Source organism: Variovorax sp. M-6, from assembly GCF_052114385.1.
Lineage (GTDB): Bacteria > Pseudomonadota > Gammaproteobacteria > Burkholderiales > Burkholderiaceae_C > Variovorax.
In genome coordinates this window covers 50,894-75,135 of sequence record NZ_JBFREQ010000009.1, presented here as the reverse complement: position 1 = coordinate 75,135, position 24,242 = coordinate 50,894, and the positions used below count along the sequence as shown (strand labels likewise).

Annotated in this window: 22 protein-coding genes and 2 riboswitches; all 22 genes read left to right on the top strand. The window is 68.6% G+C overall.

All coding sequences use genetic code 11. From position 1 onward, the window contains the following. Nucleotides 1-49 precede the first annotated feature (49 nt). The 22 genes from AB4Z46_RS12580 to AB4Z46_RS12475 all read left to right on the top strand — a co-directional run bounded on the left by AB4Z46_RS12580 (nucleotide 50) and on the right by AB4Z46_RS12475 (nucleotide 24,234). Nucleotides 50-277, top strand: a complete 228-nt coding sequence (locus AB4Z46_RS12580) for a CDGSH iron-sulfur domain-containing protein (RefSeq protein ID WP_442283828.1) — start codon at nucleotides 50-52, stop codon at nucleotides 275-277. 133 nt (nucleotides 278-410) lie between these two features. Further along, nucleotides 411-569: a periplasmic nitrate reductase, NapE protein gene (gene napE / locus AB4Z46_RS12575; RefSeq protein WP_442283827.1), complete on the top strand. Its 159-nt coding sequence runs from the start codon at nucleotides 411-413 to the stop codon at nucleotides 567-569. A gap of 54 nt (nucleotides 570-623) precedes the next feature. Further along, nucleotides 624-902, top strand: coding sequence for a chaperone NapD (locus AB4Z46_RS12570; RefSeq protein ID WP_442283826.1), 279 nt, complete (start codon nucleotides 624-626; stop codon nucleotides 900-902). Further along, nucleotides 892-3,381 carry a periplasmic nitrate reductase subunit alpha gene (napA, locus tag AB4Z46_RS12565; protein ID WP_442283825.1) on the top strand — a complete coding sequence of 830 codons (2,490 nt, stop codon included), beginning with the start codon at nucleotides 892-894 and terminating at the stop codon, nucleotides 3,379-3,381. The genes AB4Z46_RS12570 and napA overlap by 11 nt, the downstream gene beginning before the upstream one ends. A 22-nt stretch (nucleotides 3,382-3,403) precedes the next feature. After that, nucleotides 3,404-3,880 carry a nitrate reductase cytochrome c-type subunit gene (locus tag AB4Z46_RS12560; RefSeq protein ID WP_442283824.1) on the top strand — a complete coding sequence of 159 codons (477 nt, stop codon included), beginning with the start codon at nucleotides 3,404-3,406 and terminating at the stop codon, nucleotides 3,878-3,880. A gap of 18 nt (nucleotides 3,881-3,898) precedes the next feature. Beyond that, complete coding sequence (locus AB4Z46_RS12555) at nucleotides 3,899-4,576, top strand: cytochrome c3 family protein (protein WP_442283823.1); 678 nt, start codon at nucleotides 3,899-3,901, stop codon at nucleotides 4,574-4,576. Next, nucleotides 4,569-5,246: a cytochrome c biogenesis heme-transporting ATPase CcmA gene (gene ccmA, locus AB4Z46_RS12550; RefSeq protein WP_442283822.1), complete on the top strand. Its 678-nt coding sequence runs from the start codon at nucleotides 4,569-4,571 to the stop codon at nucleotides 5,244-5,246. Before AB4Z46_RS12555 ends, ccmA begins: the two co-directional genes overlap by 8 nt. Before the next feature lie 25 nt (nucleotides 5,247-5,271). Further along, nucleotides 5,272-5,877: a heme exporter protein CcmB gene (ccmB, locus tag AB4Z46_RS12545; protein ID WP_442283821.1), complete on the top strand. Its 606-nt coding sequence runs from the start codon at nucleotides 5,272-5,274 to the stop codon at nucleotides 5,875-5,877. A gap of 11 nt (nucleotides 5,878-5,888) precedes the next feature. Next, nucleotides 5,889-6,659 carry a heme ABC transporter permease CcmC gene (gene ccmC, locus AB4Z46_RS12540; RefSeq protein ID WP_442283820.1) on the top strand — a complete coding sequence of 257 codons (771 nt, stop codon included), beginning with the start codon at nucleotides 5,889-5,891 and terminating at the stop codon, nucleotides 6,657-6,659. Then, on the top strand, nucleotides 6,656-6,799 hold the full coding sequence (locus tag AB4Z46_RS12535; protein ID WP_442283819.1) for a heme exporter protein CcmD: 144 nt from the start codon (nucleotides 6,656-6,658) through the stop codon (nucleotides 6,797-6,799). Before ccmC ends, AB4Z46_RS12535 begins: the two co-directional genes overlap by 4 nt. Continuing rightward, nucleotides 6,789-7,247 carry a cytochrome c maturation protein CcmE gene (gene ccmE / locus AB4Z46_RS12530; RefSeq protein WP_442283818.1) on the top strand — a complete coding sequence of 153 codons (459 nt, stop codon included), beginning with the start codon at nucleotides 6,789-6,791 and terminating at the stop codon, nucleotides 7,245-7,247. Before AB4Z46_RS12535 ends, ccmE begins: the two co-directional genes overlap by 11 nt. After that, nucleotides 7,244-9,250, top strand: a complete 2,007-nt coding sequence (locus AB4Z46_RS12525) for a heme lyase CcmF/NrfE family subunit (RefSeq protein WP_442283817.1) — start codon at nucleotides 7,244-7,246, stop codon at nucleotides 9,248-9,250. Before ccmE ends, AB4Z46_RS12525 begins: the two co-directional genes overlap by 4 nt. Continuing rightward, nucleotides 9,247-9,768 carry a DsbE family thiol:disulfide interchange protein gene (locus tag AB4Z46_RS12520; protein WP_442283960.1) on the top strand — a complete coding sequence of 174 codons (522 nt, stop codon included), beginning with the start codon at nucleotides 9,247-9,249 and terminating at the stop codon, nucleotides 9,766-9,768. Before AB4Z46_RS12525 ends, AB4Z46_RS12520 begins: the two co-directional genes overlap by 4 nt. Then, complete coding sequence (locus AB4Z46_RS12515; RefSeq protein ID WP_442283816.1) at nucleotides 9,765-10,217, top strand: cytochrome c-type biogenesis protein; 453 nt, start codon at nucleotides 9,765-9,767, stop codon at nucleotides 10,215-10,217. Before AB4Z46_RS12520 ends, AB4Z46_RS12515 begins: the two co-directional genes overlap by 4 nt. Next, nucleotides 10,118-11,434 carry a c-type cytochrome biogenesis protein CcmI gene (gene ccmI / locus AB4Z46_RS12510; protein WP_442283815.1) on the top strand — a complete coding sequence of 439 codons (1,317 nt, stop codon included), beginning with the start codon at nucleotides 10,118-10,120 and terminating at the stop codon, nucleotides 11,432-11,434. The genes AB4Z46_RS12515 and ccmI overlap by 100 nt, the downstream gene beginning before the upstream one ends. A gap of 92 nt (nucleotides 11,435-11,526) precedes the next feature. Beyond that, nucleotides 11,527-11,788, top strand: a riboswitch (cobalamin riboswitch). Nucleotides 11,789-11,913: 125 nt separating this feature from the next. Further along, nucleotides 11,914-14,157, top strand: coding sequence for a TonB-dependent receptor (locus AB4Z46_RS12505; protein WP_442283814.1), 2,244 nt, complete (start codon nucleotides 11,914-11,916; stop codon nucleotides 14,155-14,157). 23 nt (nucleotides 14,158-14,180) lie between these two features. Next, nucleotides 14,181-15,683 carry a PepSY-associated TM helix domain-containing protein gene (locus AB4Z46_RS12500; protein WP_442283813.1) on the top strand — a complete coding sequence of 501 codons (1,503 nt, stop codon included), beginning with the start codon at nucleotides 14,181-14,183 and terminating at the stop codon, nucleotides 15,681-15,683. A gap of 27 nt (nucleotides 15,684-15,710) precedes the next feature. Beyond that, nucleotides 15,711-15,963, top strand: a riboswitch (cobalamin riboswitch). Between the two features lie 171 nt (nucleotides 15,964-16,134). Continuing rightward, nucleotides 16,135-17,451, top strand: a complete 1,317-nt coding sequence (locus tag AB4Z46_RS12495; RefSeq protein WP_442283812.1) for a cobyrinate a,c-diamide synthase — start codon at nucleotides 16,135-16,137, stop codon at nucleotides 17,449-17,451. A gap of 72 nt (nucleotides 17,452-17,523) precedes the next feature. Continuing rightward, nucleotides 17,524-18,585, top strand: coding sequence for a cobalamin biosynthesis protein CobW (gene cobW, locus AB4Z46_RS12490; RefSeq protein ID WP_442283959.1), 1,062 nt, complete (start codon nucleotides 17,524-17,526; stop codon nucleotides 18,583-18,585). A gap of 20 nt (nucleotides 18,586-18,605) precedes the next feature. After that, nucleotides 18,606-22,460, top strand: coding sequence for a cobaltochelatase subunit CobN (gene cobN / locus AB4Z46_RS12485; protein ID WP_442283811.1), 3,855 nt, complete (start codon nucleotides 18,606-18,608; stop codon nucleotides 22,458-22,460). After that, on the top strand, nucleotides 22,460-23,554 hold the full coding sequence (locus AB4Z46_RS12480; protein WP_442283810.1) for an ATP-binding protein: 1,095 nt from the start codon (nucleotides 22,460-22,462) through the stop codon (nucleotides 23,552-23,554). The genes cobN and AB4Z46_RS12480 overlap by 1 nt, the downstream gene beginning before the upstream one ends. Before the next feature lie 125 nt (nucleotides 23,555-23,679). Continuing rightward, complete coding sequence (locus tag AB4Z46_RS12475) at nucleotides 23,680-24,234, top strand: vWA domain-containing protein (protein ID WP_442283809.1); 555 nt, start codon at nucleotides 23,680-23,682, stop codon at nucleotides 24,232-24,234. Nucleotides 24,235-24,242: the final 8 nt, after the last annotated feature.

Genomic DNA, 24,242 nt, shown 5'->3' with positions numbered 1-24,242 from the left:
GTCACCCGAATTGACCGCACGGCTGCTTCTAACCTGGCGGAGGCCCATCATGGCGAGACTGGTCATGCGCACGCGCAGCAAGCCCTACCCGGTGACTGTTGGCGACGAGACGAAATACATCTGCGGCTGCGGCCTGTCGGCGACCCAGCCTTTCTGCGACGGCACGCACAAGAAGACTCGCGACGAGCCGGAAGGGACGCTGTGCTGGTATGACGCCGACGTGGGTCGCAACGAACTCGCGGATGCGTTCCCCAACATCCGAACGCCGAGCGAATAGCTCGCGCGCACGAGATTCGCTTCGCGCCCGCGCCGCACAAGATTGACAACCACAGGGGTTCCGTTAAGAATCAATTCGACTATCTCGGTTCCAGCCTGGGCATTCTTGTGGCATCCAGCCACGAAGGAAATTTGTGGAACGACCGAATGAATCCTTCACGAAGGCACAGGAGTTGCGCAGCTTCCTGTTCCTTTCCGTTGTCACGGCACCCGTGCTCGCAGGCATCATCGTCGCGAGCTATGGCTTTCTCGTTTGGATGTATCAACTCCTTGCCGGCCCACCCGGCAGTTGATCCTTCACGCGTCGCGCCCAGCGCGCACCAGCCACCTGTCAAAAGGAAGCCAACGTGCCTGAGGAAGTCCATATCAGCAGTCTTGTGGTGCATGCCGCGCCCAAGCGATTGCAGCGCGTCGAGGATGCCATTGCCCGGATGCCCGGCGCACGGGTCTACGGCAGCTCTCCCAACGGGAAGCTGGTCGTCACGCTCGACGCCGGCAGCGCCGACGAAATGCTGTCCAGGGTGGGCGAGATCCAGCGCACCGATGGGGTTCTTTCCGCCGCGCTGGTGTACCAGTACGCCGATACCGTCGAAGCGATGAACGAGGAGATCCCCGATGCCGATTGACAGACGGGACTTCATCCGCCAGACCGCGGCGGCCACCGCGGGCGCGGTGGCCGGCATTCCCTTGACCGGCCTCGCGCAGTCGGTGTCTCCCGACACCGCCGGTCTCAAGTGGTCCAAGGCGCCTTGCCGCTTCTGCGGCACCGGATGCGGCGTCACGGTGGCCGTGAAGGACAACCGGGTGGTCGCCACGCACGGCGACCCCGAAGCCGAAGTCAATCGCGGCCTCAACTGCGTCAAGGGCTACTTCCTGTCGAAGATCATGTATGGCGACGACCGCCTTCTGACGCCCTTGCTGCGCATGAAGAACGGCCAGTATGCGAAGGACGGCGAGTTCACGCGCGTCTCATGGGACCAGGCCTTCGACGTGATGGCGGAACAGTTCAAGCGGGTGCTCAAGGACAAGGGCCCGACCGCGGTGGGCATGTTCGGCTCGGGCCAATGGACGATCTGGGAGGGCTACGCCGGGCTCAAGCTGATGAAGGCCGGCTTCCGCTCGAACAACCTCGACCCGAATGCGCGGCACTGCATGGCGTCGGCGGCGGTGGGCTTCATGCGGACCTTCGGCGCCGACGAGCCGATGGGCTGCTACGACGACATCGAGGCCGCAGATGCCTTCGTGCTGTGGGGCTCCAACATGGCCGAGATGCATCCGATCCTGTGGACCCGCGTGACCGACCGCCGACTGAGCGGGCGCAACGTGAAGGTGGCGGTGCTGTCGACCTTCGAGCATCGCTCGTACGAACTGGCGGACATCGAACTCACCTTCACCCCGCAGACCGACCTGGCGATCCTCAACTACATCGCCCACCACATCATCGCGACCAACCGCGTGAACCGTGACTTCGTCGACAAGCACACCTCGTTCCGGCTCGGCAACCCCGACATCGGCTACGGGCTGCGGCCTGAACATCCGCTGCAGAAGGCGGCCAAGAATGCGGGCGATGCGGGCGGATCGAAGCCCATGACCTTCGACGAGTTCGCCAGGTTCGTCTCGACCTACGACCTCGACTACACCGCCAGGCTCAGCGGCGTGCCGCGCAACCGCCTGCTGGCGCTGGCCGAGATGTACGCCGACCCGAAGGTCAAGGTGATGTCCTTCTGGACCATGGGATTCAACCAGCACACGCGCGGTGTGTGGTGCAACAACATGGTCTACAACATCCATCTGCTGACCGGCAAGATCTCGACGCCCGGCAACAGCCCCTTCTCGCTGACGGGTCAGCCGTCGGCTTGCGGCACCGCGCGCGAGGTCGGCACCTTCTCCCATCGGCTGCCGGCCGACATGGTGGTGACCAACCCCAAGCACCGGGCCGAGACGGAACACATCTGGAAGCTGCCCGACGGCACCATCCCCGGCATCCCCGGCTACCACGCGGTGCTGCAGAACCGCATGCTGAAGGACGGCAAGCTCAACGCCTACTGGGTGATGGTCAACAACAACATGCAGGCCGGCGCCAACCTGATGCAGGAGGGCTACCCGGGCTACCGGAATCCGGACAATTTCATCGTCGTGTCGGATGTCTACCCGACCGTCACCGCGCTGAGCGCCGACCTGATCCTGCCGGCGGCGATGTGGGTCGAGAAGGAGGGCGCCTACGGCAACGCCGAGCGCCGCACGCACTTCTGGCATCAGCTGGTCAGCGCGCCCGGCGAGTCGCGCTCCGACCTGTGGCAGCTGATGGAGTTCTCGAAACGCTTCAAGGTCGAGGAAGTGTGGCCCGAGGAACTGATCGCCAAGAAGCCCGAACTGCGGGGCAAGACGCTGTTCGAGGTGCTGTTCCGCAACGGCCAGGTCGACAAGTTTCCGAGCTCGGAGGTCGAGGCCGGCTACGACAACGACGAGGCCAAGGCCTTCGGCTTCTACGTGCAGAAGGGCCTGTTCGAGGAGTACGCCAGCTTCGGACGCGGCCATGGCCACGACCTGGCGCCGTTCGACACCTATCACCAGGTTCGCGGATTGCGCTGGCCGGTGGTGAACGGCAAGGAAACCCTCTGGCGCTATCGCGAAGGCTCGGACCCTTACGTGAAGGCCGGCACCGGCTTCCAGTTCTATGGCCACCCTGACGGCAAGGCGCTCATCTTCGCGTTGCCCTACGAGCCGCCGCCGGAGGCACCCGACAAGGAGTTCCCGTTCTGGCTGTCGACGGGGCGCGTGCTCGAGCACTGGCATTCGGGCTCCATGACGCGCCGCGTGCCCGAGCTGCACAAGGCCGTGCCCAACGCGGTGTGCTACATGCATCCGGACGATGCGAGGGCCCTGGGCGTGCGGCGCGGCATCGAGGTGGAGATCAGTTCGCGGCGCGGCAGCATGCGCACGCGGGTGGAGACGCGAGGCCGCAACAAGCCGCCGCGCGGACTGGTGTTCGTGCCGTGGTTCGATGCCAGCCAGCTGATCAACAAGGTCACGCTGGATGCCACCGATCCGATCTCCTACCAGACGGACTTCAAGAAATGCGCGGTGAAGATCGTCAAGGTATGAGGCCCGTCCCGGAGATACCCGCATGACCCCACGCAAGCTCCTCCCGCTGCTCGGCCTGTTGGCCGCGTTCGCGTGGGCCCAGCCGTCCGGCGGCCTGGTGGACGCGGCGCGCGGCCCGGTGCCGGTGCCTGAGCTCACGCAGCCGCCGCGCCTGGGCAATGCCGTGAACGACGACGTGCGCCGCCCGCGCAACTACGACATGCAGCCGCCGACCATTCCACACCGCGTGGACGGCTACCAGATCGACAAGAACTTCAACAAGTGCCTGGATTGCCATGCGCGCGCCAGAACGGAGTTTTCGCAGGCGATCCCGGTCAGCCCGACGCACTACATCGACCGCAGCGGCAAGGTGCTGCCGCAGATCTCGACGCGGCGCTATTTCTGCATGCAGTGCCATGTGGCCCAGGACCCGGTTCTGCCGCTGGTGGGCAACGCCTTCGAGAACGCCGACCAGATGGCGAAGAAGGCGGCCGAGGCCGCCCAGGCCGGCAAGAAGTAGAAGCGGGAACGCCACACCATGATGAACCTCCTCAAGCGCTACTGGGCCATCATCCGCCGGCCGAGCGTGCATTTCAGCCTGGGTTTCCTGACGCTGGGCGGCTTCATCGGCGGCATCATCTTCTGGGGTGCGTTCAACACGGCGATGGAGCTCACCAACACCGAGAAGTTCTGCACCGGCTGCCACGAGATGCGCGACAACGTGTTCGTCGAGCTCAAGTCCACCATCCACTACACCAATCGTTCGGGCGTGCGTGCGATCTGCTCCGACTGCCACGTGCCGCACAACTGGACCGACAAGATCGCGCGCAAGATGCAGGCCTCCAAGGAGGTGTGGGGAAAGATCTTCGGAACCATCTCCACGCAAGAGAAGTTCCGCGAGAAGCGGCTCGAGCTGGCGCAGCACGAATGGGCACGCTTCAAGGCCAATGACTCGCTGGAATGCCGCAACTGCCACAACTACGATTCCATGGACTTCACGCGGCAAAGCGTGCGCGCGCAGAACATGCACATGACCTTCCTCGCGAACAAGGAGAAGACCTGCATCGACTGCCACAAGGGCATTGCCCACAGGCTGCCCCACATCCCGCCGGGTCAGGGGCCGACCGACACACCGGGCCAGGTCGTCCCCAAGGAAGGCGACGAGGCGCTGGCGCCCGCCGGCGGGGCTCCGGGCGGCGCCAAAGCGGGTGGCTGAGGTCTTGCACGGCGGCCTCCGCGTTCGCGACCTGGCCTGCGCGAGGGGAGGGCGGCGCGTGTTTGCCGGCCTCAGCTTCGAGGCCGCGGCGGGAGACGTCGTGCAGGTGCGTGGATCGAACGGCAGCGGCAAGAGCAGCTTGCTTCGGGTGCTGTGCGGCCTTCTGCAGCCGATCCAGGGTGAAGTGCATTGGCGCAATCGGCGTGTTGGCGCGCGCGACGCGGACTTCGCGAGGGAGGTGGCCTACATGGGGCACGCGGGCGGAATGAGCGGCGAACTCACGGTACTCGAGAACCTGCGCTTCTCGCTGCATGTCGCGGGCAGCGCCTGCGTCGATGCGGCGTGCCGCGACGTGCTGGAGCGGCTGCAGCTTTCGGGCCGCGAGGACGCCCCACTGCGACATCTGTCGCAAGGCCAGCAGCGCMGCCTGAGCCTGGCGCGCGTGCTGCTGAGCCAGCGGCCGCTGTGGCTGCTCGACGAGCCCTGCGCCGGCCTGGACGCGGAAGGAGAAAAGAGCTTCGATGCCTACCTGGCCGAGCACGCCCGCCACGGCGGCATGGCCGTGGTGACCACCCATCGCGACATCGGCCAGGATGGCCCTTGCGCGTACGCCCTCGACATGAACGACCTGAGCAATGCTGGCTGCCTCGATACCGATCATCGGACGTGAAGTTCGCACGGCCTCGCGCCGACCGATGGATGCACTCAGCGCACTGCTGTTCTTCGTCGTGGTCGGCAGCGTGTTCCCGCTGGCCGTCGGACCCGACGCAGCGCTGCTGGCGGCCATCGGTCCCGGCGTCGTGTGGGTGGCGGCGCTGCTCGCGGTGATGATCTCGCTGCATCGCCTCTTCCTTGCGGACCTGGAGGACGGTTCGCTCGAACAGTTGTTGCTGTCGCCGCGTTCGCTGACGGGCATCGTCTGCGTCAAGATCGCCGCGCACTGGCTCATCACCTGCCTGCCGCTGATCGCGGTCGCGCCCTTGCTGGGGCTCCAGTTCGGGCTTCCGGCGCAAGCCATCGGCCTCCTGCTGGTGTCGCTGCTGCTGGGCACCCCGACGCTGGTCTTGCTCGGCGCATTGGGTGCGGCGCTCACGCTGGGCCTGCGCGGGAACGTGCTGCTGGCGCTGATCGTGCTGCCGCTTTGCGTACCGGTGCTGATCTTCGGCAGCGGCGCGGTGACGGCCGGCAACCAGGGGCTGGCGGTGAACCCGCACCTGTCGCTCCTCGGCGCCTGCCTGTTGGTGGCCGCGTTCCTGTGTCCCTGGGCGGTGGCCGCGGCCCTGCGCCTGGCCGTCGAATGAGCGGTCGCACCATGGACTCGCTGCGACGCATCGACCCCGCCGCCCTGACACCAGCGCCGGCAGGCATGCGCGGCGGGTGGCGGCGGCTTGCATCACCTGCCGTGTTCCATGGCTGGGCGGGCCGGGCCGTACCGTGGTTTGCGGCCCTGGCCGGCGTGCTGGCGATCGCGGGGCTGGCGGTCGGCCTCCTGGTCGCCCCGACCGATCATCAACAGGGCGAGGTCTACCGCATCATCTTCATCCACGTTCCCGCGGCCTGGATGTCGATGTTCATCTATCTCGTGGCCGCGTTCCATGCCGCGATGGGCCTGGTCTTCAACACGCGCATCTCCGCGCTCATGGCGCGGGCGCTCGCACCCACGGGGGCGCTGTTCACCGTCATCGCACTGTGGACCGGCGCGGTGTGGGGCAAGCCGACCTGGGGCACCTGGTGGGTGTGGGACGCGCGACTCACCTCCGAACTGATCCTGCTGTTCCTCTACCTGGGCTACCTGGGCCTGGTGTCGGCCATCGACGATCCGCGCCGCGCGGACCGCGCCGGGGCGATCCTGCTGCTGGCCGGAGCGGTCAACGTGCCCGTCATCTATTTCTCGGTGCAGTGGTGGAACACCCTGCACCAGGGCGCATCGATCAGCCTCACGGCCGCGCCCGCGATGGCCCACACCATGCTCGCGGGCCTGTTGCTCATGGCGGGTGCATGCTGGGCCTACTCGGTGGCGGTGGCGCTGGCACGGGTGCGTTGCCTGATCATGGAGCGCGAGGCATTGGCGAGGCCGCGATGAACAGCAACGATCCGGTCTTCTTCCTTCTCGCAGCATACGGCGTCACGCTGGCGCTGATCGCCGCCGAGGTCTGGGCCCTGGTGCGGCGCGGCCGCGCGCAAGCCCGACCGCCGTCGCCAAGGCCGCGCGATGAAGCCTAGGCAGCGGCGCATCGCGATCATCGGTTTCGGACTGCTGGCGTTCGGCCTTGCGGCCGCGCTGGTGCTCAACGCACTGCGCTCCAACCTGGTCTTCTTCTTCAGTCCCAGCCAGGTCGTGGCCAACGCAGCGCCGCGCAATGGCGCCTTCCGCATCGGCGGGCTGGTGGAGACCGGCTCGGTGCGGCGGGCCGGCGACGGACTGACCGTCCGCTTCGTGGTGACCGATCTGGCGCAGCGCGTGCCGGTGAGCTACCGCGGCCTGCTGCCGGACCTGTTCCGCGAGGGCAAGGGCGTCGTGGTGGCCGGCCGTTTGCAGCCCGACGGGTCGTTCGAGGCGAACCAGGTGCTGGCCAAGCACGACGAGAACTACATGCCGCCCGAAGCGGCCGCGGCGCTGGAACAGGCGCGGCAGTCCCATACGGCGCCGACACTCGAGGCGCCGCCATGATTCCCGAGATCGGCGTCTTCAGCCTGGTGCTGGCGCTGCTGGTCGCGCTGGTGCAGGGCACCCTGCCGCTGGCGGGCGCGCATTGGGGCGTGGCCGGCTGGGTGCGCGTGGCGCGTCCGGCGGCGCTCGGACAGTTCGTCTTCGCGGCCATTGCCTTCGCCTGCCTGGCGTGGAGCTTTCTGGACAACGATTTCTCGGTGCTCTACGTGGCGTCGAATTCGCATGCCGAGCTGCCCGCCGCCTACCGTTTCGCGGCCGTGTGGGGCGGTCATGAAGGCTCGATGCTCCTGTGGCTCTGCCTGCTCACCGCGTGGGCCCTGGCCGTGGCCCTCTTCAGCCGGCAGCTGCCCGACGCCTATGTCGCGCGGGTGCTCGCGGTGATGGCGTGGCTCGGCGTGGGATTCCTGCTGTTTCTGCTGTTCCTGTCGAATCCGTTCACCCGCCTGATGCCGCCGGCCCTGGAGGGGCGCGACCTGAACCCGCTGCTTCAGGACCCCGGCATGGTGGTGCATCCGCCGATTCTCTACATGGGATACGTGGGCTTCTCGGTCGCCTTCGCCTTCGCGATCGCCGCGCTGCTGTCGGGCGAACTCAACGCGGCCTGGGCTCGCTGGTCGCGCCCGTGGACCGTGGCGGCCTGGATGTTCCTGACGCTGGGCATCCTGCTGGGCAGCGCCTGGGCCTACTACGTGCTCGGATGGGGCGGCTGGTGGTTCTGGGATCCGGTGGAAAACGCGTCCTTCATGCCCTGGCTCGTGGGCACGGCGCTGATCCACTCGCTGGCGGTGACCGAAAAGCGCGGCGCCTTCCGCAGCTGGACCGTGCTGCTGGCCATCTGCACCTTCTCGCTCAGCCTGCTGGGAACCTTCCTGGTGCGCTCGGGCGTTCTCACTTCCGTGCACGCGTTCGCGGTCGATCCGGGGCGCGGCCTTTTCATCCTGGCCTTCATGGTGGCGGTGGTGGGCGGCTCGCTGCTGCTGTTCGGCTGGCGCGCACCGCGCATCGGGCTCGGCGGACGCTTCGGCGTGCTGTCGCGCGAGTCGCTGCTGCTGGCCAACAACGTGGTGCTGACGGTTGCGGCCATGTCGGTGCTGATCGGTACGCTCTACCCGCTGGCGCTCGACGTGCTGGCGGGCCAGAAGATTTCCGTCGGGCCGCCGTACTTCGAGGCCGTGTTCGTGCCGATCATGGTGCCGGCGATCTTCCTGATGGGCGTGGGGCCGGTGGCGCGCTGGAAGCATGCGCCGCTGCCGGAACTGGCGCGGCGCCTTCGCTGGGCCCTGGCCGCCAGCGGGGCAGCCGCGCTGCTGTTGCCGTTGACGCTGCCGACCGGGCAGCGCGGCTGGCCGGCGATGTCGACCTTCGCGCTGCTGCTGGCGGGCTGGGCGGTCGCCAGCGCGGCCGCGCACGCCTGGCAGCGCCTGCGCGGCGCACCGGGCGGCTGGCTCGAACGCGCGCGGCGCCAGCCGCGCGGCTGGTACGGCATGCTGGTCGCCCACGCCGGCATCGGCGTCTTCATCTTCGGCGCGACGATGGCCAACGGCTTCGAAAGCCGGCAGGAGCTGAAGCTGCGGGTGGGAGAGAGCACCGCGCTGGCCGGGTTCGCGTTCCGCTTCGACGGCATCGCGCCGGCCAGCGGGCCCAACTTCGACGCGCAGCGCGCCACGGTGCGCGTCACCCGCAAGGGCGAAGCAGTGTCCACGCTGCACCCGGAGAAGCGGACCTACCGCGCGCAGCAGATGGCCCTGAGCCAGGCCGCCATCGACGTCGGCCCGATGCGAGACCTCTTCGTCGCGCTCGGCGACCCGGCCGGCGACGAGGCCTGGACCATGCGCATTCACGTCAAGCCCTTCATGGCCTGGATCTGGGCGGGCTGCCTGCTGATGGCCCTGGGTGGCCTGCTCGCGGCCACCGATCGCCGCTACCGCCTCGGCCTGGCCGCGCGCCCCGATGCGGTCGCCGGCGGCGCCCCCGTCGCGCTGCGGCCGCAGGAGGGCGCCTGATGCGCTTCAAGCTGCCTTTTGCGATCTTCATCGTGCTGGCGGTCCTGCTGGCCGTGGGGCTGCGCCGCGATCCGAAACTGCTGCCCTCGGCCTTGATCGACAAGCCCGCGCCCACGATCGACCTTCCGTTGCTGCACGACCCGCAGCAGATGCTGAAAGTCGAAAGCCTGCGCGGACAGGTCTGGCTGCTGAACGTATGGGCTTCATGGTGCGCGCCTTGCCAGGACGAACTTCCGGTGCTAATGGAATTCGCCAGCAAGGACGGCGTGAGGCTCTATGGCCTCAACTACAAGGACAAGGGCGATGCGGCGCGCACCTGGCTGCTGCGCTGGGGCAACCCCTACCTGGCATCGGCGGTCGACAGCGACGGCCGCATCGGCATCGACTACGGCGTCTACGGCGTGCCCGAGACTTTCGTGATCGACCGCGCGGGCCGCATCCGCTACAAGCATCCGGGTCCGATCACCGCCGAGATCTGGCGCGACCGCCTGCTGCCTGTGGTGCGGAGCCTGCAATGAGCCGCCCGGGCTTCTCTCGGGCAGCGGCTTCGGCATTCCTGCTGTGGGCATTGACGCAGGGCGCGGCGACGGCAAGCTCTATCGAGGACAGGGAGGCGCAGCTCTCGGCCAGCCTGCGATGCCTGGTGTGCCAGAACCAGACCCTGGCCGAATCGAACGCGCCGCTGGCCGCGGACATGCGCCAGCAGATCCGCGAGCAGCTCGGCCAGGGCCGCAGCGAGCAGCAGATCAAGGACTACTTCGAGCAGCGCTACGGTGCCTTCGTGCGCTACGACCCGCCCTTCAGGCCCTCGACCTGGCTGCTGTGGCTGGGGCCTTTCGTGCTGCTTGCGGCGGGCTTCGCGGCCATGTGGCGCATCGTGTCGCGGCGCAGCCGGTCGGAGCCCGTGCCCCTGACGCCGGCGGAACGCGAACGGGCAGCGTCGCTCCTGGAAGAGGACGCGCCGTGACGGGCTTGTGGCTGGCCGCCGTGGCGCTGCTGGTGCTGGCGCTGCTGTTTGTCGTGCCGCCCTTGCTCAGGGCGTCGGCAGCGCGTCCGCTTGCGCAGGCGGAACTCGCACGCCGCCTCCATGCCGACCAACTGGCCCAGCTCGAGAGGGATCTTCAATCCGATGCACTGAGCGCACACGATCGCGCGCAGGCCATCGACGAGCTGCAGCGGCAGTTGCTCGACGACGCATCGCAGCCGGCGCCGCGACCCGGGCTCGCGATCCGACCCTGGATGGGCGCGGGTGTCGCGGGCCTCCTGAGCATCGTCGTGCCCGCCGCGGCACTGCTGCTGTACCTCGAGGTGGGCAATCCGAAGGCGGTCGCGACGCAGACGCTGGCGGCGCAGCGAACGGGCACCCATGAAGGCGATGGCAACGAGGTGGAAAGCATGGTCAGCCGTCTGGCGATGCGCCTGCGAGCGCAGCCCGACGATGTCGAAGGCTGGATCGTGCTGGCGCGGTCCTACGAGTTCCTTCGGCGCTACGACGACGCGGTCGTTGCGTACCAGAAGGCGATGGCCCTCGCGCCGGACCAGCCGCAGCTGCTCGCCGACTATGCGGACGCCCTGGGTTCGGCGCGGGATGGCGATCTGACGGGACCGGCGCAGGCGGCCATCGACGCCGCATTGGCTCTGGACGCCGACCATCCCAAGGCCCTGGCGCTGGCCGGCATGGCCGCGTTCAAGCGCGGCGATCTTTCGCTGGCACGGCAGCACTGGGAGCATGTGCGTTCGCTGCTCCCGCCGGGTTCCGAGGCCGCGATGAAGGTCGATGCCGATCTTGCCCGGTTGAATCGGCCCGAAACCCCCACCCAGCCCATCGCGAATGCCTCGTCGAAGCGCGTCGAGGGCACGGTCTCCATCGCGGCTTCGTTGCGGGACAAGGTCTTGCCGCAAGACACCGTTTTCGTGCTGGCCAAGGCTTCGGCGACGGGACGCATGCCCGTCGCGGTCCTCAGGCTTCAGGCCAAGGACCTGCCTGCCAGGTTCGTGCTCGACGACAGCCTTGCCATGTCGCCGGAGCTGCCCATGTCGCGCTTTGCCTCGCTGACGATCGAGGTCCGGGTGACGCGCTCGGGCCAGGCGGCGCCACAGCCCGGCGACCTGACGGGTTCCGTCGCCGAGGTTGCACTGGGTCAGGAGGGCGTCGCGCTGCTCGCGGACCAAGTGATCCGGTGATTGGCACAGCCCGGCTGCCCGCCGAGGCATGGCGCCCCATCGGTGCTTCCTATAATCCGCCCCGACGGTAGATCGCTCCTTGCTGGAGCGATCTCCGCCACGGTTCGAAGGTGCCCCCCACGCCGGAAATGGTTTGGGGGGTTAAACGGGAAGCAGGTGCGCGCGTCGACGACGCGCAATGCCTGCGCTGCCCCCGCAACGGTCAGCGGATAGAGAAGTTTCGAGTGAGCACCCGCGGGTGTTCGCAGCCACTGCGCTCGAGTCGAGCGTGGGAAGGCGAGGCTTCTGTTGTCGTGCGCAAGCGCATGACAGCAACCCGCGAGCCCGGATACCGGCCTTCGCAATCGCCTTCGGACGCTGCGGGAGTGCGTTTGTCCGGGCTGCTCGGCACCTGCGTGCCGGGTTGGCATCGGCTCGTGCAATTGCAGCGTGTGTCTCTTTGAACAGCCCAGCGGGAATGCGGGCTAGAGGAACAACGTATGCGCAAGCCTGCCGAGCTCGGGATCTTGACCCGGGTCTCAGGTCCTTTCACGACCCATGACATCACGATCCCGGCATTTGTTGCCCTGCTCGCCAGCACCCCGGCGCTGGCGCAACAGAGCCTGCGACCCGTCGAGGTGACGGCCACCCTGCAGGATCAGGCGCCGGCGCTTCAGGCAACCACCGAAGTTGCCGGCAGGCTGGGCCTGAGCGTGATGGAAACGCCGGCTTCGGTCGAGGTGATCAGCCAGGAGACCATGGAACGGCGTGGCGCACGGACTTTCGAGGAAGCCTTGCGCGGCGGCGTGGGCATCACCGCCGGCGGAGCGCCAGGATCGCCATCGGTGATCTCGACGCGCGGCTTCACCGGCGGCTTCATCACCTATCTGTTCGACGGCGATCGCATTGCGGTGCCGACGATGGTGAGCCGGCCCCAGGACACCTGGAACTACGAACGCATCGAAGTCCTGAAGGGCCCCTCGTCGGTGCTCTACGGCGAAGGCGCCATCGGCGCGGCCGTCAACTTCGTGACCAAGCGACCCGACCGCAACAACCCCGGCGCCGAGGCCATGCTTTCCTACGGAAGCTTCGGCACGGCCAGAGCCGGCGTCGGCCTCGGCGTCAACGTGGGTGAGTCGAGCGCTTTCCGGCTGGACTACAGCCACCAGCAAACCGATGGGTACGTCGACCGCAACACGCAGCGCTACGACAACCTCACCATGGGCTTCGGCACGGCGTTGACGCGCGATCTCACGCTCGATCTGTCGATGGACTACGCCAGGGACAGTGCGCTGTCCTATCAGGGCACGCCGCTGGTGCCGCGTGCCTACGCGCTCCAGCCCACGGACATCGTCAGCGATGCCAACGGGCGGGTGGTCGACCGCAGCATCGCGTTTCGCAACTTCAACTTCGACGATGCAGAGATGAGTGCGAACAGCCTCTGGACGCGCGCCAAGCTCAGCTGGCAGATCGCGCCGGAATGGAAGCTGCGCAACCAGCTTTCCTACTACACGGCGGACAGGGCATGGCGCAACTCGGAGTCCTATGCCTTCGCCGCCCCGGGCCGCATCGTGCGCGACCTGGTCGGCATCACGCACGACCACCAGATCCTGACGGATCGGCTCGATCTCGCGAACACGTCGCCGATCGGGGGAATGAAGAACCGGTTCGTGGCGGGGCTCGAATACACGAAGACCGACTTTTCTTCCAACCGCGACTTCTCCAACGGATCGACCGCGGCCAACAATGCGCTCTCGGTGAGCGAGTTCGCCACCATCCCGGGAAGCTACCGCTTCTTTGCCGCGAACCCCGCCCTGTTCGCGGGTGCCGGCAATCGCACGGTCTTCGACGCACGGATCCCCACCGGTTCGATCTTCATGGAAGACGCCCTGTCGGTCAGTGATCGATGGACCCTCGTGGGCGGCCTGCGGCAGGACTACGTGAAGCTGGAGCGTCACAACCTGGACCTCAACACCGGGGCCCAGGCATCCTTCACGCAGAGGTACAAGCCCACATCGGCACGTCTGGGCGTGGTCTTCGCGATCGACCCCGATACCTCGGTCTACGCCCAGTACTCGAACGCGAGTGCGCCGGTCGGTACGGGCAACCTTCTGCTGCTCTCGGCGGCCAACGCCGCCTTCAGTCTCTCGACGGGCAAGCAGCTGGAGCTCGGCCTCAAGCAGTCGGCGCTGGAGGGCCGCCTCGACTACACGCTGGCGGCCTACAGGATCGAGCTCGACAACGTGCTGTCGCGCGATTTCAGCAAGCCGACGCTCACGGTCAACAGCGGCAAGCAGTCCGCGCAGGGCCTGGAACTCGCCGCGGCCTGGAAGGCGACGCGCGAGCTGACACTGAGCGGCAATCTCGCATGGGTCGATGCGCAGTTCGACAGGCTCATCGAAGCCGGCAACGTCTCGCGCGCGGGCAACACCCCGCCGAACGTCCCGGGCACGGTGGTCAACCTCTGGGCCGACTACAAGGTGCCGGGATGGCCGCTGCGCATCGGTGGCGGCGTCAACCGAACCGGCTACGCCTACGCCAACAACGCCAACACGGTCCGCATGAACGGGTTCACGACGGCGACTGCCTATGCGACCTGGAGCCTGCAGAAGGGCGAAATCACCTTTCGCGTTCGCAACCTGACCGACGAGCTCTACGCGTACTGGAGCGGCGCCAATTCGAACAATCAGGTCATGATCGGCGCGCCGCGCAGCTTCGAAGTCAGCTACCGGGCGGCCTTCTGACCGGCAACGGCGGTGGCACGGGCATGAAGCGCGCACTGATCTTCGTCCACAAGTGGCTCGGCATCTCGTTGGCCCTGCTGTTCCTGATGTGGTTCGTCACCGGGATCGTGCTGTACTACGTGCCCTTCCCGAATCTCTCGCAGGCCGAGCGGCGCTCGGGGTTGCAGCCTCTGGCGCTGGGCGCCGGTTGCTGCCTGACCGCCGAAGCGGCTGCCGGGCGGGCCGGCCTGAGCTTCACCGAGGCACGCCTGGGCATGGCCGGCTCCGGGGAGCCGGTCTGGCGGCTCCTGGTCGATGCCGGTCAGGCGAAGGCCGCGCGCTGGCAAGTCGTCGATGCCCGCACCGGCACCGCGAAGGCGCCGCTCGGCGCCGGGCAGGCCATGAAGGTGGCCGAGGCCTTCAGCGGCCGGCGCGCGCTTGGGGCCGAAGCGCTGGCGCGCGACCAATGGACGGTTCCGCAAGCCTTCGACCCCTACCGCCCGCTCTTCAAGGTCAGCCTGGAAGGAGACGACGGTCTCGAACTGTACGTGTCGAGTGCCGCCGCCGAAGTGGTGCGCGACACCCGCCGCAGCGAGCGGTTCTGGAACTGGATCGGTGCGGTCCCGCACTGGATCTATCCGACCGTGCTGCGGCAGTTTCCGCAAGCGTGGAACCAGGTGGTCGTCTGGCTGTCGATCCCTGGCGTGGTGCTGGCCGCGACCGGACTGGCGCTGGGCATCTGGCAACTGTTCCTGAACCGCACGCGCTGGATTCCGTATCGCAAGTTCTGGATGCGATGGCATCACATCGCGGGCCTGGTCGCCGCGGTGTTCACGCTCACCTGGATCTTCTCGGGCCTGATGTCGATGAATCCCTATGGCGTGTTCTCGCCACGCGGGCTGTCGGCTGCCGAGCGCGAGCGCTGGCTCGGCCCCAGCCGGGACGCGGTCCTGGCGCCGCCGCTTGCCCTGGCTGCGGTCTCGGCCGGCAAGGCCGGTGCGCAGCCATTGGAACTCGAGCGGATTCGAGTCGACGGGCAGGTCTGGTATCGAATCCAGGGCACGGACCGGCGATGGTGGGTGCGCGCCGACGACGCAAGCGCTGCATCGACACTGGCTCCGGCGCTGCCGGAGCCGTTGATGTCGGGCGTCCTGCGGCAGCTGCGCGGTGCGGACAGGCCTCCTTCGAGCGTGGAGCGGATGGATCGCTACGACGATGTCTACTACGCGAAGAATCCAGGCTCGGCCGAAGCCTCGGAGGCCCGGCCCCTGCCGGTCTGGCGCGCGCATTGGTCCGACGGCACCGACCTCTATGCCGATCCGGCCTCGGGCAGGGTGCTGTTGCGGGTCGATCCCTCGGGACGATGGCAGCGGTTCATGTACCAGGGATTGCACAGCCTCGACTTCGAGCCGCTGCGCGAACGGCCTTGGTTGCGCGAGGCGTTGGTGCTGATCCTGTCCGCCCTGGGCATCGCCTTGTGCGTCACATCGTGCGTCGTCGGCTGGCGCGCCCTGGCGCCCAAGGCTGCGTCACGCAAGACAAACTGACGGCGCACCGCCTGAGCGGAGGTGTTCCGCTATGATCGCCCCGTTGGTGCTCGCTTCGTCTTTCCGGTCGAAGCAGTTCAACGGGAATCAGGAGGGGTGGTGCGAGCCATCGCGCGCCCTAACCTGAGCTGCCCCCGCAACGGTAAGCGAACGTGAGCCATCGTGCTCGCCGCTCGTGTCAGCAACCCACTAGGTGAAATCCGCGCAAGCGGTGCCGCCTGGGAAGGGAACACGGGTCGTCTTCGCCAGCCCGGATACCGGCCAACGAGGCGGCGCGCCGTGCGAACGGCGCGCCTTGTGGTGCGTACCTGCGGGGAAGCGGGTGAGCATGGCTGGCGCGGTATTTTCCCTATGACACTTGTTCCGTTCAGGCGATATGGCCCGGGCTCACGCGGCTGCGCGGTGGCGTTCGTGCGCTGCGAGTGGCCGGCAGTCCGATGAGGGTCGAGGGATGATCGCGCCCGCAGCGTTGCGCTGTCCCGCGCTGCTGGTCACGGCACCGGCATCGGGCCAAGGCAAGACCACCGTCACTGCCGCATTGGCGCATTGGCATCGCAGCCAGGGCCGGCGCGTGCGCGTGTTCAAGACCGGGCCGGATTTTCTCGACCCCATGGTCCTCGAACGGGCCAGCGGCGCGCCAGTGCAGCAGCTCGACTTGTGGATGGGCGGGGAAGCGCACTGTGCCGAGCTCTTGCACAGTGCGGCTGCGCAGGCCGACCTGATCCTGGTCGAAGGTGCGATGGGGCTGCACGACGGAACGCCGTCGAGTGCCGATCTGGCGCTGCAATTCGGACTGCCGGTACTGGCCGTGATCGACGCATCGTCGATGGCGCAGACCTTTGGCGCAGTCGCCCACGGGCTGGCGACCTATCGCCCCGGCCTGCAACTGGCGGGCGTGCTGGCCAATCGCGTGGGCAGCGCGGGCCATGCGCAGATGGTGCGCGAGAGCCTGCCGGCCGGCATGGCCTGGTACGGCGCGCTGCCGCGCGGCGGGCACTATGCGTTGCCATCGCGTCACCTCGGCCTCGTGCAGGCCGGCGAAGTGGACGACATCGCCGAGCGCATCGCAGCCGCCGCGCTTGCGCTTGCCGAGCACGGGGCGCTGCCGATGCCGCCTGCCGTGGAATTCAAGGCGCCGCTGCGCTCGACTTCGGATTCAGGTCTGCCCGTCTCGCTTGCCGGCGTCACCATCGCCATCGCGCAAGACGCCGCCTTCTCGTTCGTCTACGCCGCCAATCTCGAGGTCCTGCGCAGCCTGGGCGCGCAACTGCGCTTCTTTTCGCCGCTGGCCGACGAACCGGTGCCGCAAGGGGCGCACGCGCTGTACCTGCCAGGCGGTTACCCGGAACTGCATCTGCAGGCGCTGGCCGGCAATGCAGCGACGCGTGAGTCCATCGCTGCGCACCATGCCGCGGGTCGCCCGATGGTCGCGGAGTGCGGCGGCATGCTGGTGCTGCTGGAGTCGCTGAGCGACGCCGCTGGCCACAAGGCGCCCATGCTGGGTTTGCTGCCCGGGCAAGGCGCGATGTCCGACCGGCTCGTCAACCTCGGCATGCACAGTCTGGAATTGCCCGAAGGCGAGGTCCGCGGCCACACCTTTCATCACGCCCGCATCGACACGCGCGCGCCGGCCGCACTGCACACGCGGGCCCGGCGCCAGCACGGCCAGGTCGAAGCGGTCTTCCGCCAGAAACGCCTGTTCGCGTCCTTCATGCATCTGTACTTTCCGAGCAATCCGGCGGCCATCGCCGCGTTGTTCAAGCCCTGATCGCGAGCTGGCAACGCCGCAGACGATCCCACCGAACCATCACAGCCCATGCAAACCTCGACGCCCACGCCCATGCAAAGCCGCAAGATCCCCGCCACCATCGTCACCGGCTTCCTCGGCAGCGGCAAGACCACGCTGCTGCGCCACCTGTTGCAGAACGCCCAAGGCCGGCGCATCGCGGTCATCGTCAACGAGTTCGGCGAACTGGGCATCGACGGCGAGTTGCTGCGCGGCTGCGGCATCGGCTGCGACGAGACCGGGGCGCCGGACGGCCAGGTGTTCGAGCTGGCCAACGGCTGCCTGTGCTGCACCGTGCAGGAAGAGTTCGCGCCGGTGATGGAGCAACTGGCCGCGCGGCGCGATCAGATCGATCACCTGGTCATCGAGACCTCGGGCCTGGCCTTGCCCAAGCCCCTCGTGCAGGCCTTCCAGTGGCCGGCGCTGCGCAACGCCTTCACGGTGGACGCGGTGATCACTGTGGTGGACGCACCGGCCGTCGCCGCCGGCCGCTTCGCGGACGATCCGCTGGCGGTGGACGCCCAGCGCCGCGCCGACGAGAACCTCGACCACGATTCGCCGTTGTCGGAGTTGTTCGAAGACCAGCTGGCGACCGCCGACCTGGTGGTCGTGCACAAGACCGACGGGCTCGACGCGGCGACGCTGGCCGGCGTGGAGGCTGTCATCCGCGCCGAGACCGCGACGGGCGTGAAGCTGGTGCATGCGCAGCATGGACGCATCGACCTGGATGTGCTGCTGGGCATGGAGCGTGCGGTGGAGGATGCGATCGACCAGCGCAAGACGCACCACGACGAGGAGGAAGACCACGACCACGACGCCTTCGACTCGGTCTCGGTGACCCTGCAGGTCCCTGACCGCGGCCGCTTGCTGGCCGCCTTGCAGAGTCTGGTCGAGCGCCACGAGATCTACAGGGCCAAGGGCTTCGTCGCACTGCCCGGCGCGGCGATGCGGCTGGTGGTGCAAGGCGTCGGCGCGCGCTTCGACAGCTACTTCGACCGGCCCTGGCGCGCCGACGAGGCTCGGCAGACGCGCCTGGTGCTGATCGGGGCCGACCTCGATGCGGCGGCCTTGCAAGCCGAGCTGGACGCGGCGCTGGGCATGGCCGCGGTGGCCTGACGCGTCACCGGAAGCCCTTCATGCATCTGCTATCCACCCGCCCAGGCGGCCACGTCGAAGACGGCGGCCAGGGCGTCGTGCGCGTGGCGCAGACGCCCGCCTCGGTGGTCGTGCTCAGCGCCGCCGACACCACCCTGTCGCTGCTCGCCGACGCGGCCGGGCAGATGGGCGCCGACTATCCCAGCGTGCGCCTGGCCAACCTGATGTGGCTTCGACAGCCGGCATCCGTGGACATGTATGTCGACGACGTGCTGCGCCATGCCCGCGTGGTGGTGATCGACCATCTGGGTACCCCGAGCGACTGGGCCTACCTGGTGGAGCGCGCCATGTCCTCGGCGCGCGAACGCGGTCAATGGCTGGCGATATTCTCGGGCGATGCCTTCGAAGACGTGCAGCTGCTCATGCGCAGCAGCGCGCCGCACGACGATTGCCGCCATCTTTGGCGCTGCCTGCGCGAAGGAGGGCTGGCCAACGCGAAGGCCTTCTTCTCGCTGATCGGCCATGCGGCGTTCGGGCTGGGCAGCCGGCCGGCGCAGCCGGTGCCCCTGCCTTCGGCCGTGCGCTATCGGCCACCGGAGGCCGCCGGCCGCACCACGTGGAAGGCCGGCGCGCCGGTGGCGCTGCTGCTGTTCTACCGCGCCCATCTGCAGGCGGGCAACACGGCGGTGTTCGACGCGATGCTGGAAGCGCTGTCGGCCGCCGACCTGAACGCGCTGGCACTCGCCGTGGATTCACTCAAGAACCCCGACAGCCACGCCGCGGTACAGGCCCTGGTCGCGGAACATCGCGTGGCGATCGTGCTGAACGCGACCAACTTCGCGGTCGCGTCGATCGACGGCCGCGACGATGGGAGCGCAGGCGACGGCGACATGTCGCTCGCCACGCTGGCCGGGGACGCCCCCGTGCTGCAGCTCATCACCGCCGGCGGCACGCAGGAGCAATGGCTGGCCGACCCGCACGGCCTCGCGCCGCGCGATCTGGCCATGCAGGTGGTACTCCCCGAGGTGGATGGGCGCATCCTCACGCGCGCCATCAGTTTCAAGGGCATGGCCTGGCGCTGCGAACACACCGAGCTCGACGTGCTTCGCTACCAGGCCGAGCCCGGCCGAATGGCCTTCGTGGCCGAACTGGCACGCCGCTGGTGCGTGCTGCGCGACAAGCCCAACGCCGACAAGCGGATCGCGCTGATCCTGGCCAACTACCCGATCGACGACGCGCGCATCGCCAATGGCGTCGGCCTGGACACGCCGGCGTCGACCGTGGCCGTGCTGCAGGAGCTGCGGGCCGCGGGGTACCTGACCGGGGATCTGCCCGCCAGCGGCGACGCCCTGATCGCAGCGCTGTTGCGCGGCATCACCAACAACAGCGACGCCAACGACGCCCGGCCCGCCGCGCAGAGCTTCTCCCTGGCCGACTACCTGGAAGATTTCAATCGATTGCCCGCCGACAGCAGGGCGGCGGTCAATGCCCGCTGGGGCGCGCCCGAGCAAGAGCCGACGCTGCGCAGCGGGCGCTTCACGATTGCCGGCCTGCGCTTCGGTCATGTCTTCGTCGGCATCCAGCCGGCGCGCGGGCGTGCCGTGGACCTGGCGGCCACCTACCACGACGCGGACCTGGTGCCGCCCCACCACTACCTGGCCTTCTATTTCTGGCTGCGCCGCGCCTTCGCGGTCGACGCGATGGTGCATGTGGGCACGCACGGCAATCTCGAGTGGCTGCCGGGCAAGAGCGTGGCACTGAGCGAGACGTGCTGGCCCGATGCCATCCTGGGCCCGCTGCCGCATCTCTATCCCTTCATCGTCAACGACCCGGGCGAAGGGAGCCAGGCCAAGCGGCGTACCCAGGCCGTGATCATCGACCACCTGATGCCGGCGATGACGCGCGCCGAGACCTATGGCCCGCTGCAGCAGCTGGAGCGGCAGATGGACGAGTACTACGAAGCCTTGTCGCTCGACCCGCGACGCGCGCGGCTGCTGCGCGAGGACATCCTCGGGCGCACCGTGCGCGAAGGCTTGCACGAGGAACTGGGTTTCGCGCCGCCGACCGACGAGGGCGCCCGCGAGAGCCTGCTGCAGGGGCTGGACGCCTATCTTTGCGAGATCAAGGAATCCCAGATTCGCGACGGCTTGCATGTGCTGGGGCGTTCGCCGCAAGGCCGCCAGCGCATCGACACGCTGCTGGCGCTGGCGCGTTTTCCGGGCGGCACGGCCGCCAGCCAGAAGAGCCTGCTGGTCGCGCTGGCGCAAGACCTTGGCGTGGAGGGCGCGGACGGCTTCAGCGCGCTGGGGCCGGACTGGGCAGCGCCGTGGCAAGGCCCGCGTCCGAAGGCCTTGCAGGCGCTCAGTTCCGAGGCATGGCGCCACGCCGGCCACACGCGCGAGCGGCTGGAGCTTCTGGCCGCGCAACTGGTGGCGGCGCAGGCGGTGCCCGGCGACACCCGGGCGGGCGCGGCGCATGATGCCTTCGATGTCCATGCCTGGCCGCATGCGGCACCGGTGCTGCAGCGCCTGAAAGAGGTGCTGGCCCCCCGTCTCGATGCCTGCGGTCCGCAGGAAATGACGCAATTGCTGCGCGGCCTGGCCGGACGCTTCGTGCCCCCCGGCCCGAGCGGCGCGCCGTCGCGCGGCCGGCCCGACGTGCTGCCCACGGGACGCAACTTCTACAGCGTCGACACCCGTGCCGTGCCCACGCCCACGGCCTACGCCATGGGCGCGGCCGCGGCGGAAAGACTGGTCGAGCGGCACCTGCAGGACCACGGCGCGATGCCTGGCGAGGTGGGCTTGTCCGTCTGGGGCACGAGCACCATGCGCACCGGTGGCGAAGACGTGGCGCAGGCTTTCGCGCTGCTGGGCGTGCGGCCGAAGTGGGCCGACGGCAGCGCGCGGGTGATCGACATCGAAGTGCTGCCGATGGCCATCCGCCATCGGCGGCGCGTGGACGTGACCCTGCGCGTGTCGGGATTCTTCCGCGATGCCTTTCCCAACGTGATCGACCTCTTCGACACGGCCGTGCGCGCCGTGGCCGCGATCAGCGAAGACGACGAATCCGACGAGGTGAATCCGATCCGGGCCCGCGTTCGACGCGAAGCCGCCGAGGCCCTGGCGGCCGGCCAACCGGTCGACCAGGCACAGCGCCAGGCCACGTGGCGCGTGTTCGGCCCGCGTCCCGGCGGCTACGGCGTGGGCGTGCAGGAGGTGCTGGACAGCGGTCGATGGCAACACGGCGCCGACATCGCCCAGGCCTATCTGCAGGCCGGCGCCTTTGCCTACGGGCAGGGCGAACACGGTGTTGCCGCGCGCGCCTCGTTCGAGCAGCGACTGGGACAACTCGATGCGGTGCTGCACAACCAGGACAACCGCGAGCACGACGTGCTCGACGCTGCCGATCACGCGCAGTTCCAGGGTGGGATGGCGGCCGCCGTGGCGCATCTTGCGGGCGCACCGGCTGCGCTCTACCACGGCGATTTCAGCGTGCCGGGGTCGCCGCGTATCCGCAGCTTGCGCGAAGAGGTCGCGCGCGTGCTGCGATCGCGCGCCGTCAACCCGAAGTGGCTGGACGGCGTGCGCCGGCATGGCTACAAGGGCGCGGCGGAGATCGCCACCACCGTGGACAACCTGTTCGCGTACAGCGCCACCACGGGCGTGGTCGGCGACCACCAGTACGCGCTGGTGGCCGATGCCTACCTGCACGACGACAAGACGCGCGAGTTCCTGCAGCGGCACAACCCGCTCGCCTTGCGCAGCATTGGCGAACGGCTGCTGGACGCGATGCGGCGTGGCTTGTGGCAAGAGGCGGGCGACCACCGCGAACGCATCGAACACCACCTTCTGGCGCTGGAGCGCCGGCTCGAAGAACACGGCGAAGGGCCGCTCTGATGACATTCCATTCCACCGAAGCGATCGCCGGCCCGAGGCTCGAGGCCGCCAGTCGAACGACCTTCCCGTTCAGTGCGCTGATCGGTCAACCCATGCTGCAACGCGCACTGTTGCTCGCGGCCATCGACCCCGGTATCGGCGGCGTGCTCATCAGCGGACCGCGCGGCACCGCGAAGTCGACCGCGGCGCGGGCCCTGGCCGCGTTGCTTCCGCCTACGCCGGCTTCATCGGCCGCGCCCTTCGTCACCTTGCCGCTGTCCGCCACCGTCGAGCAGCTGGTGGGAACGCTGAACGTCGAGGACGTGCTGCGCGATGGGCGGCTGCGCCTGGCACCGGGCCTCGTGACGCGTGCCCACCATGGCGTGCTGTACGTCGATGAAGTCAACCTGCTGCCCGACGCGCTGGTCGACGCGTTGCTCGATGTCGCCGCCAGCGGCGTGAATACCGTGGAGCGCGACGGCATTTCGCAACAGCACGCCGCACGCTTCGTGCTGGTCGGGACCATGAATCCCGAGGAAGGCGAACTGCGCCCGCAGCTGCTGGATCGTTTCGGCCTGTCGGTGGCGCTGGCCAACCCGAGCGAAGCCGCCCAGCGTATGGCGATCGTGCGTGCGCGTCTGCGCTTCGACGAAGACCCGCTCGGGGTGGCCGAAGCACATGCCGGTGAACAGGCCCGTCTGGCCGCGGCGGTCGTTGCGGCCCAGGCCGGGCTGGCGCGCCTGGCGTGGTCGGATGCCGTGCTGCAGCGCGCTGCGGAATGCGCGCTCGTGGCTGGCGTGGACGGGATGCGGGCCGACCTGGTGATGCTGAGAGCGGCGCGCGCGCTTGCTGCTTTCGAGGGTCGCTCCGAAGTCACGACGGACGACGTGGATGCGGTGGCGGAACTGGCATTGGCCCATCGACGGGAGGAGGGCAGGGACAGCCCGGCGCCAGAGCCGAAAGCCGACATGCGGCAGGCAGCGCCGACGTCCACCGGCAGTTCCACACCATCCGCCAACAGTTCCCCCATGGGCGACTGGGGCGCGCTGCCGCCGATTCCCGAAGCCACTGCCCGCGTGCGGCCCGAAGGAGGGTGGCCCGCAAAAAAAGCGTGAGCCACCGCAGCCGCCTCATGCGCGCCGGGCGCGGAGGTCTGCGGTGGCTGAATCCAGCGGGGCCACCATGGTTGGCGCCGCCTGCACATCCGGATGCCGGGCGTTCGCGGGCTGCCATCGCATGGTTGCCCACCCTGCTGGCCAAGGGCCCGCAGCCCTTGCAAGGCGGCCATCTGCGCTACAGCCAGCGCTCGGTGCAACCGGCGCGCCTGCACCTGATCGTGCTCGACACCTCCGGCTCGATGCGCCAGCGCGGGCGATTGGCGCTGGCCAAGGGCCACGCCACCTGGCTGATCGAGCAGGCAGCGCGCGCCGGCGACAGCGTGGCCATGCTGAGCTTTGGCGGTCAGGGCGTCGAGCTGCGGCTGCCGCCCGGTCGGGCGCGCGCGTCTTGCAGGGAAAAAGTCCGAGCGCTGGGCGGTGGCGGGGGCACGCCGCTGGCGCATGCCCTGGCTCAGGCCGACAAGGTCCTGCGCCGCGCCGAGCGCCGCGACGGCCCCGCGGAATCCTGGCTCTGGCTGCTGACCGATGGCCGGACCGTGGAGCAGCCGGCGGCACCCGAGGCCGCGCGGCATGTCGTCATCGTCGACTTCGACGAACCCGCGCGCGCCATCGGCCGCTGCGCCGCCTGGGCGCAGCGCTGGGGCGCGGAACATCGCCTCGCCAGCCGATCCGAGTGACCCCCCTC

Bases quoted from the DNA above. Each gene is read 5' to 3' on its own strand.
- AB4Z46_RS12515 (WP_442283816.1), top strand. From the start codon at position 9,765: ATGAGCCGCCCGGGCTTCTCTCGGGCAGCGGCTTCGGCATTCCTGCTG.
- AB4Z46_RS12505 (WP_442283814.1), top strand. From the start codon at position 11,914: ATGCGCAAGCCTGCCGAGCTCGGGATCTTGACCCGGGTCTCAGGTCCT.
- napA (WP_442283825.1), top strand. From the start codon at position 892: ATGCCGATTGACAGACGGGACTTCATCCGCCAGACCGCGGCGGCCACC.
- AB4Z46_RS12560 (WP_442283824.1), top strand. From the start codon at position 3,404: ATGACCCCACGCAAGCTCCTCCCGCTGCTCGGCCTGTTGGCCGCGTTC.
- ccmC (WP_442283820.1), top strand. From the start codon at position 5,889: ATGGACTCGCTGCGACGCATCGACCCCGCCGCCCTGACACCAGCGCCG.
- cobW (WP_442283959.1), top strand. From the start codon at position 17,524: ATGCAAAGCCGCAAGATCCCCGCCACCATCGTCACCGGCTTCCTCGGC.
- AB4Z46_RS12525 (WP_442283817.1), top strand. From the start codon at position 7,244: ATGATTCCCGAGATCGGCGTCTTCAGCCTGGTGCTGGCGCTGCTGGTC.
- ccmB (WP_442283821.1), top strand. From the start codon at position 5,272: ATGGATGCACTCAGCGCACTGCTGTTCTTCGTCGTGGTCGGCAGCGTG.
- AB4Z46_RS12480 (WP_442283810.1), top strand. From the start codon at position 22,460: ATGACATTCCATTCCACCGAAGCGATCGCCGGCCCGAGGCTCGAGGCC.
- AB4Z46_RS12535 (WP_442283819.1), top strand. From the start codon at position 6,656: ATGAACAGCAACGATCCGGTCTTCTTCCTTCTCGCAGCATACGGCGTC.
- cobN (WP_442283811.1), top strand. From the start codon at position 18,606: ATGCATCTGCTATCCACCCGCCCAGGCGGCCACGTCGAAGACGGCGGC.
- ccmE (WP_442283818.1), top strand. From the start codon at position 6,789: ATGAAGCCTAGGCAGCGGCGCATCGCGATCATCGGTTTCGGACTGCTG.
- AB4Z46_RS12555 (WP_442283823.1), top strand. From the start codon at position 3,899: ATGATGAACCTCCTCAAGCGCTACTGGGCCATCATCCGCCGGCCGAGC.
- AB4Z46_RS12580 (WP_442283828.1), top strand. From the start codon at position 50: ATGGCGAGACTGGTCATGCGCACGCGCAGCAAGCCCTACCCGGTGACT.
- AB4Z46_RS12500 (WP_442283813.1), top strand. From the start codon at position 14,181: ATGAAGCGCGCACTGATCTTCGTCCACAAGTGGCTCGGCATCTCGTTG.
- AB4Z46_RS12495 (WP_442283812.1), top strand. From the start codon at position 16,135: ATGATCGCGCCCGCAGCGTTGCGCTGTCCCGCGCTGCTGGTCACGGCA.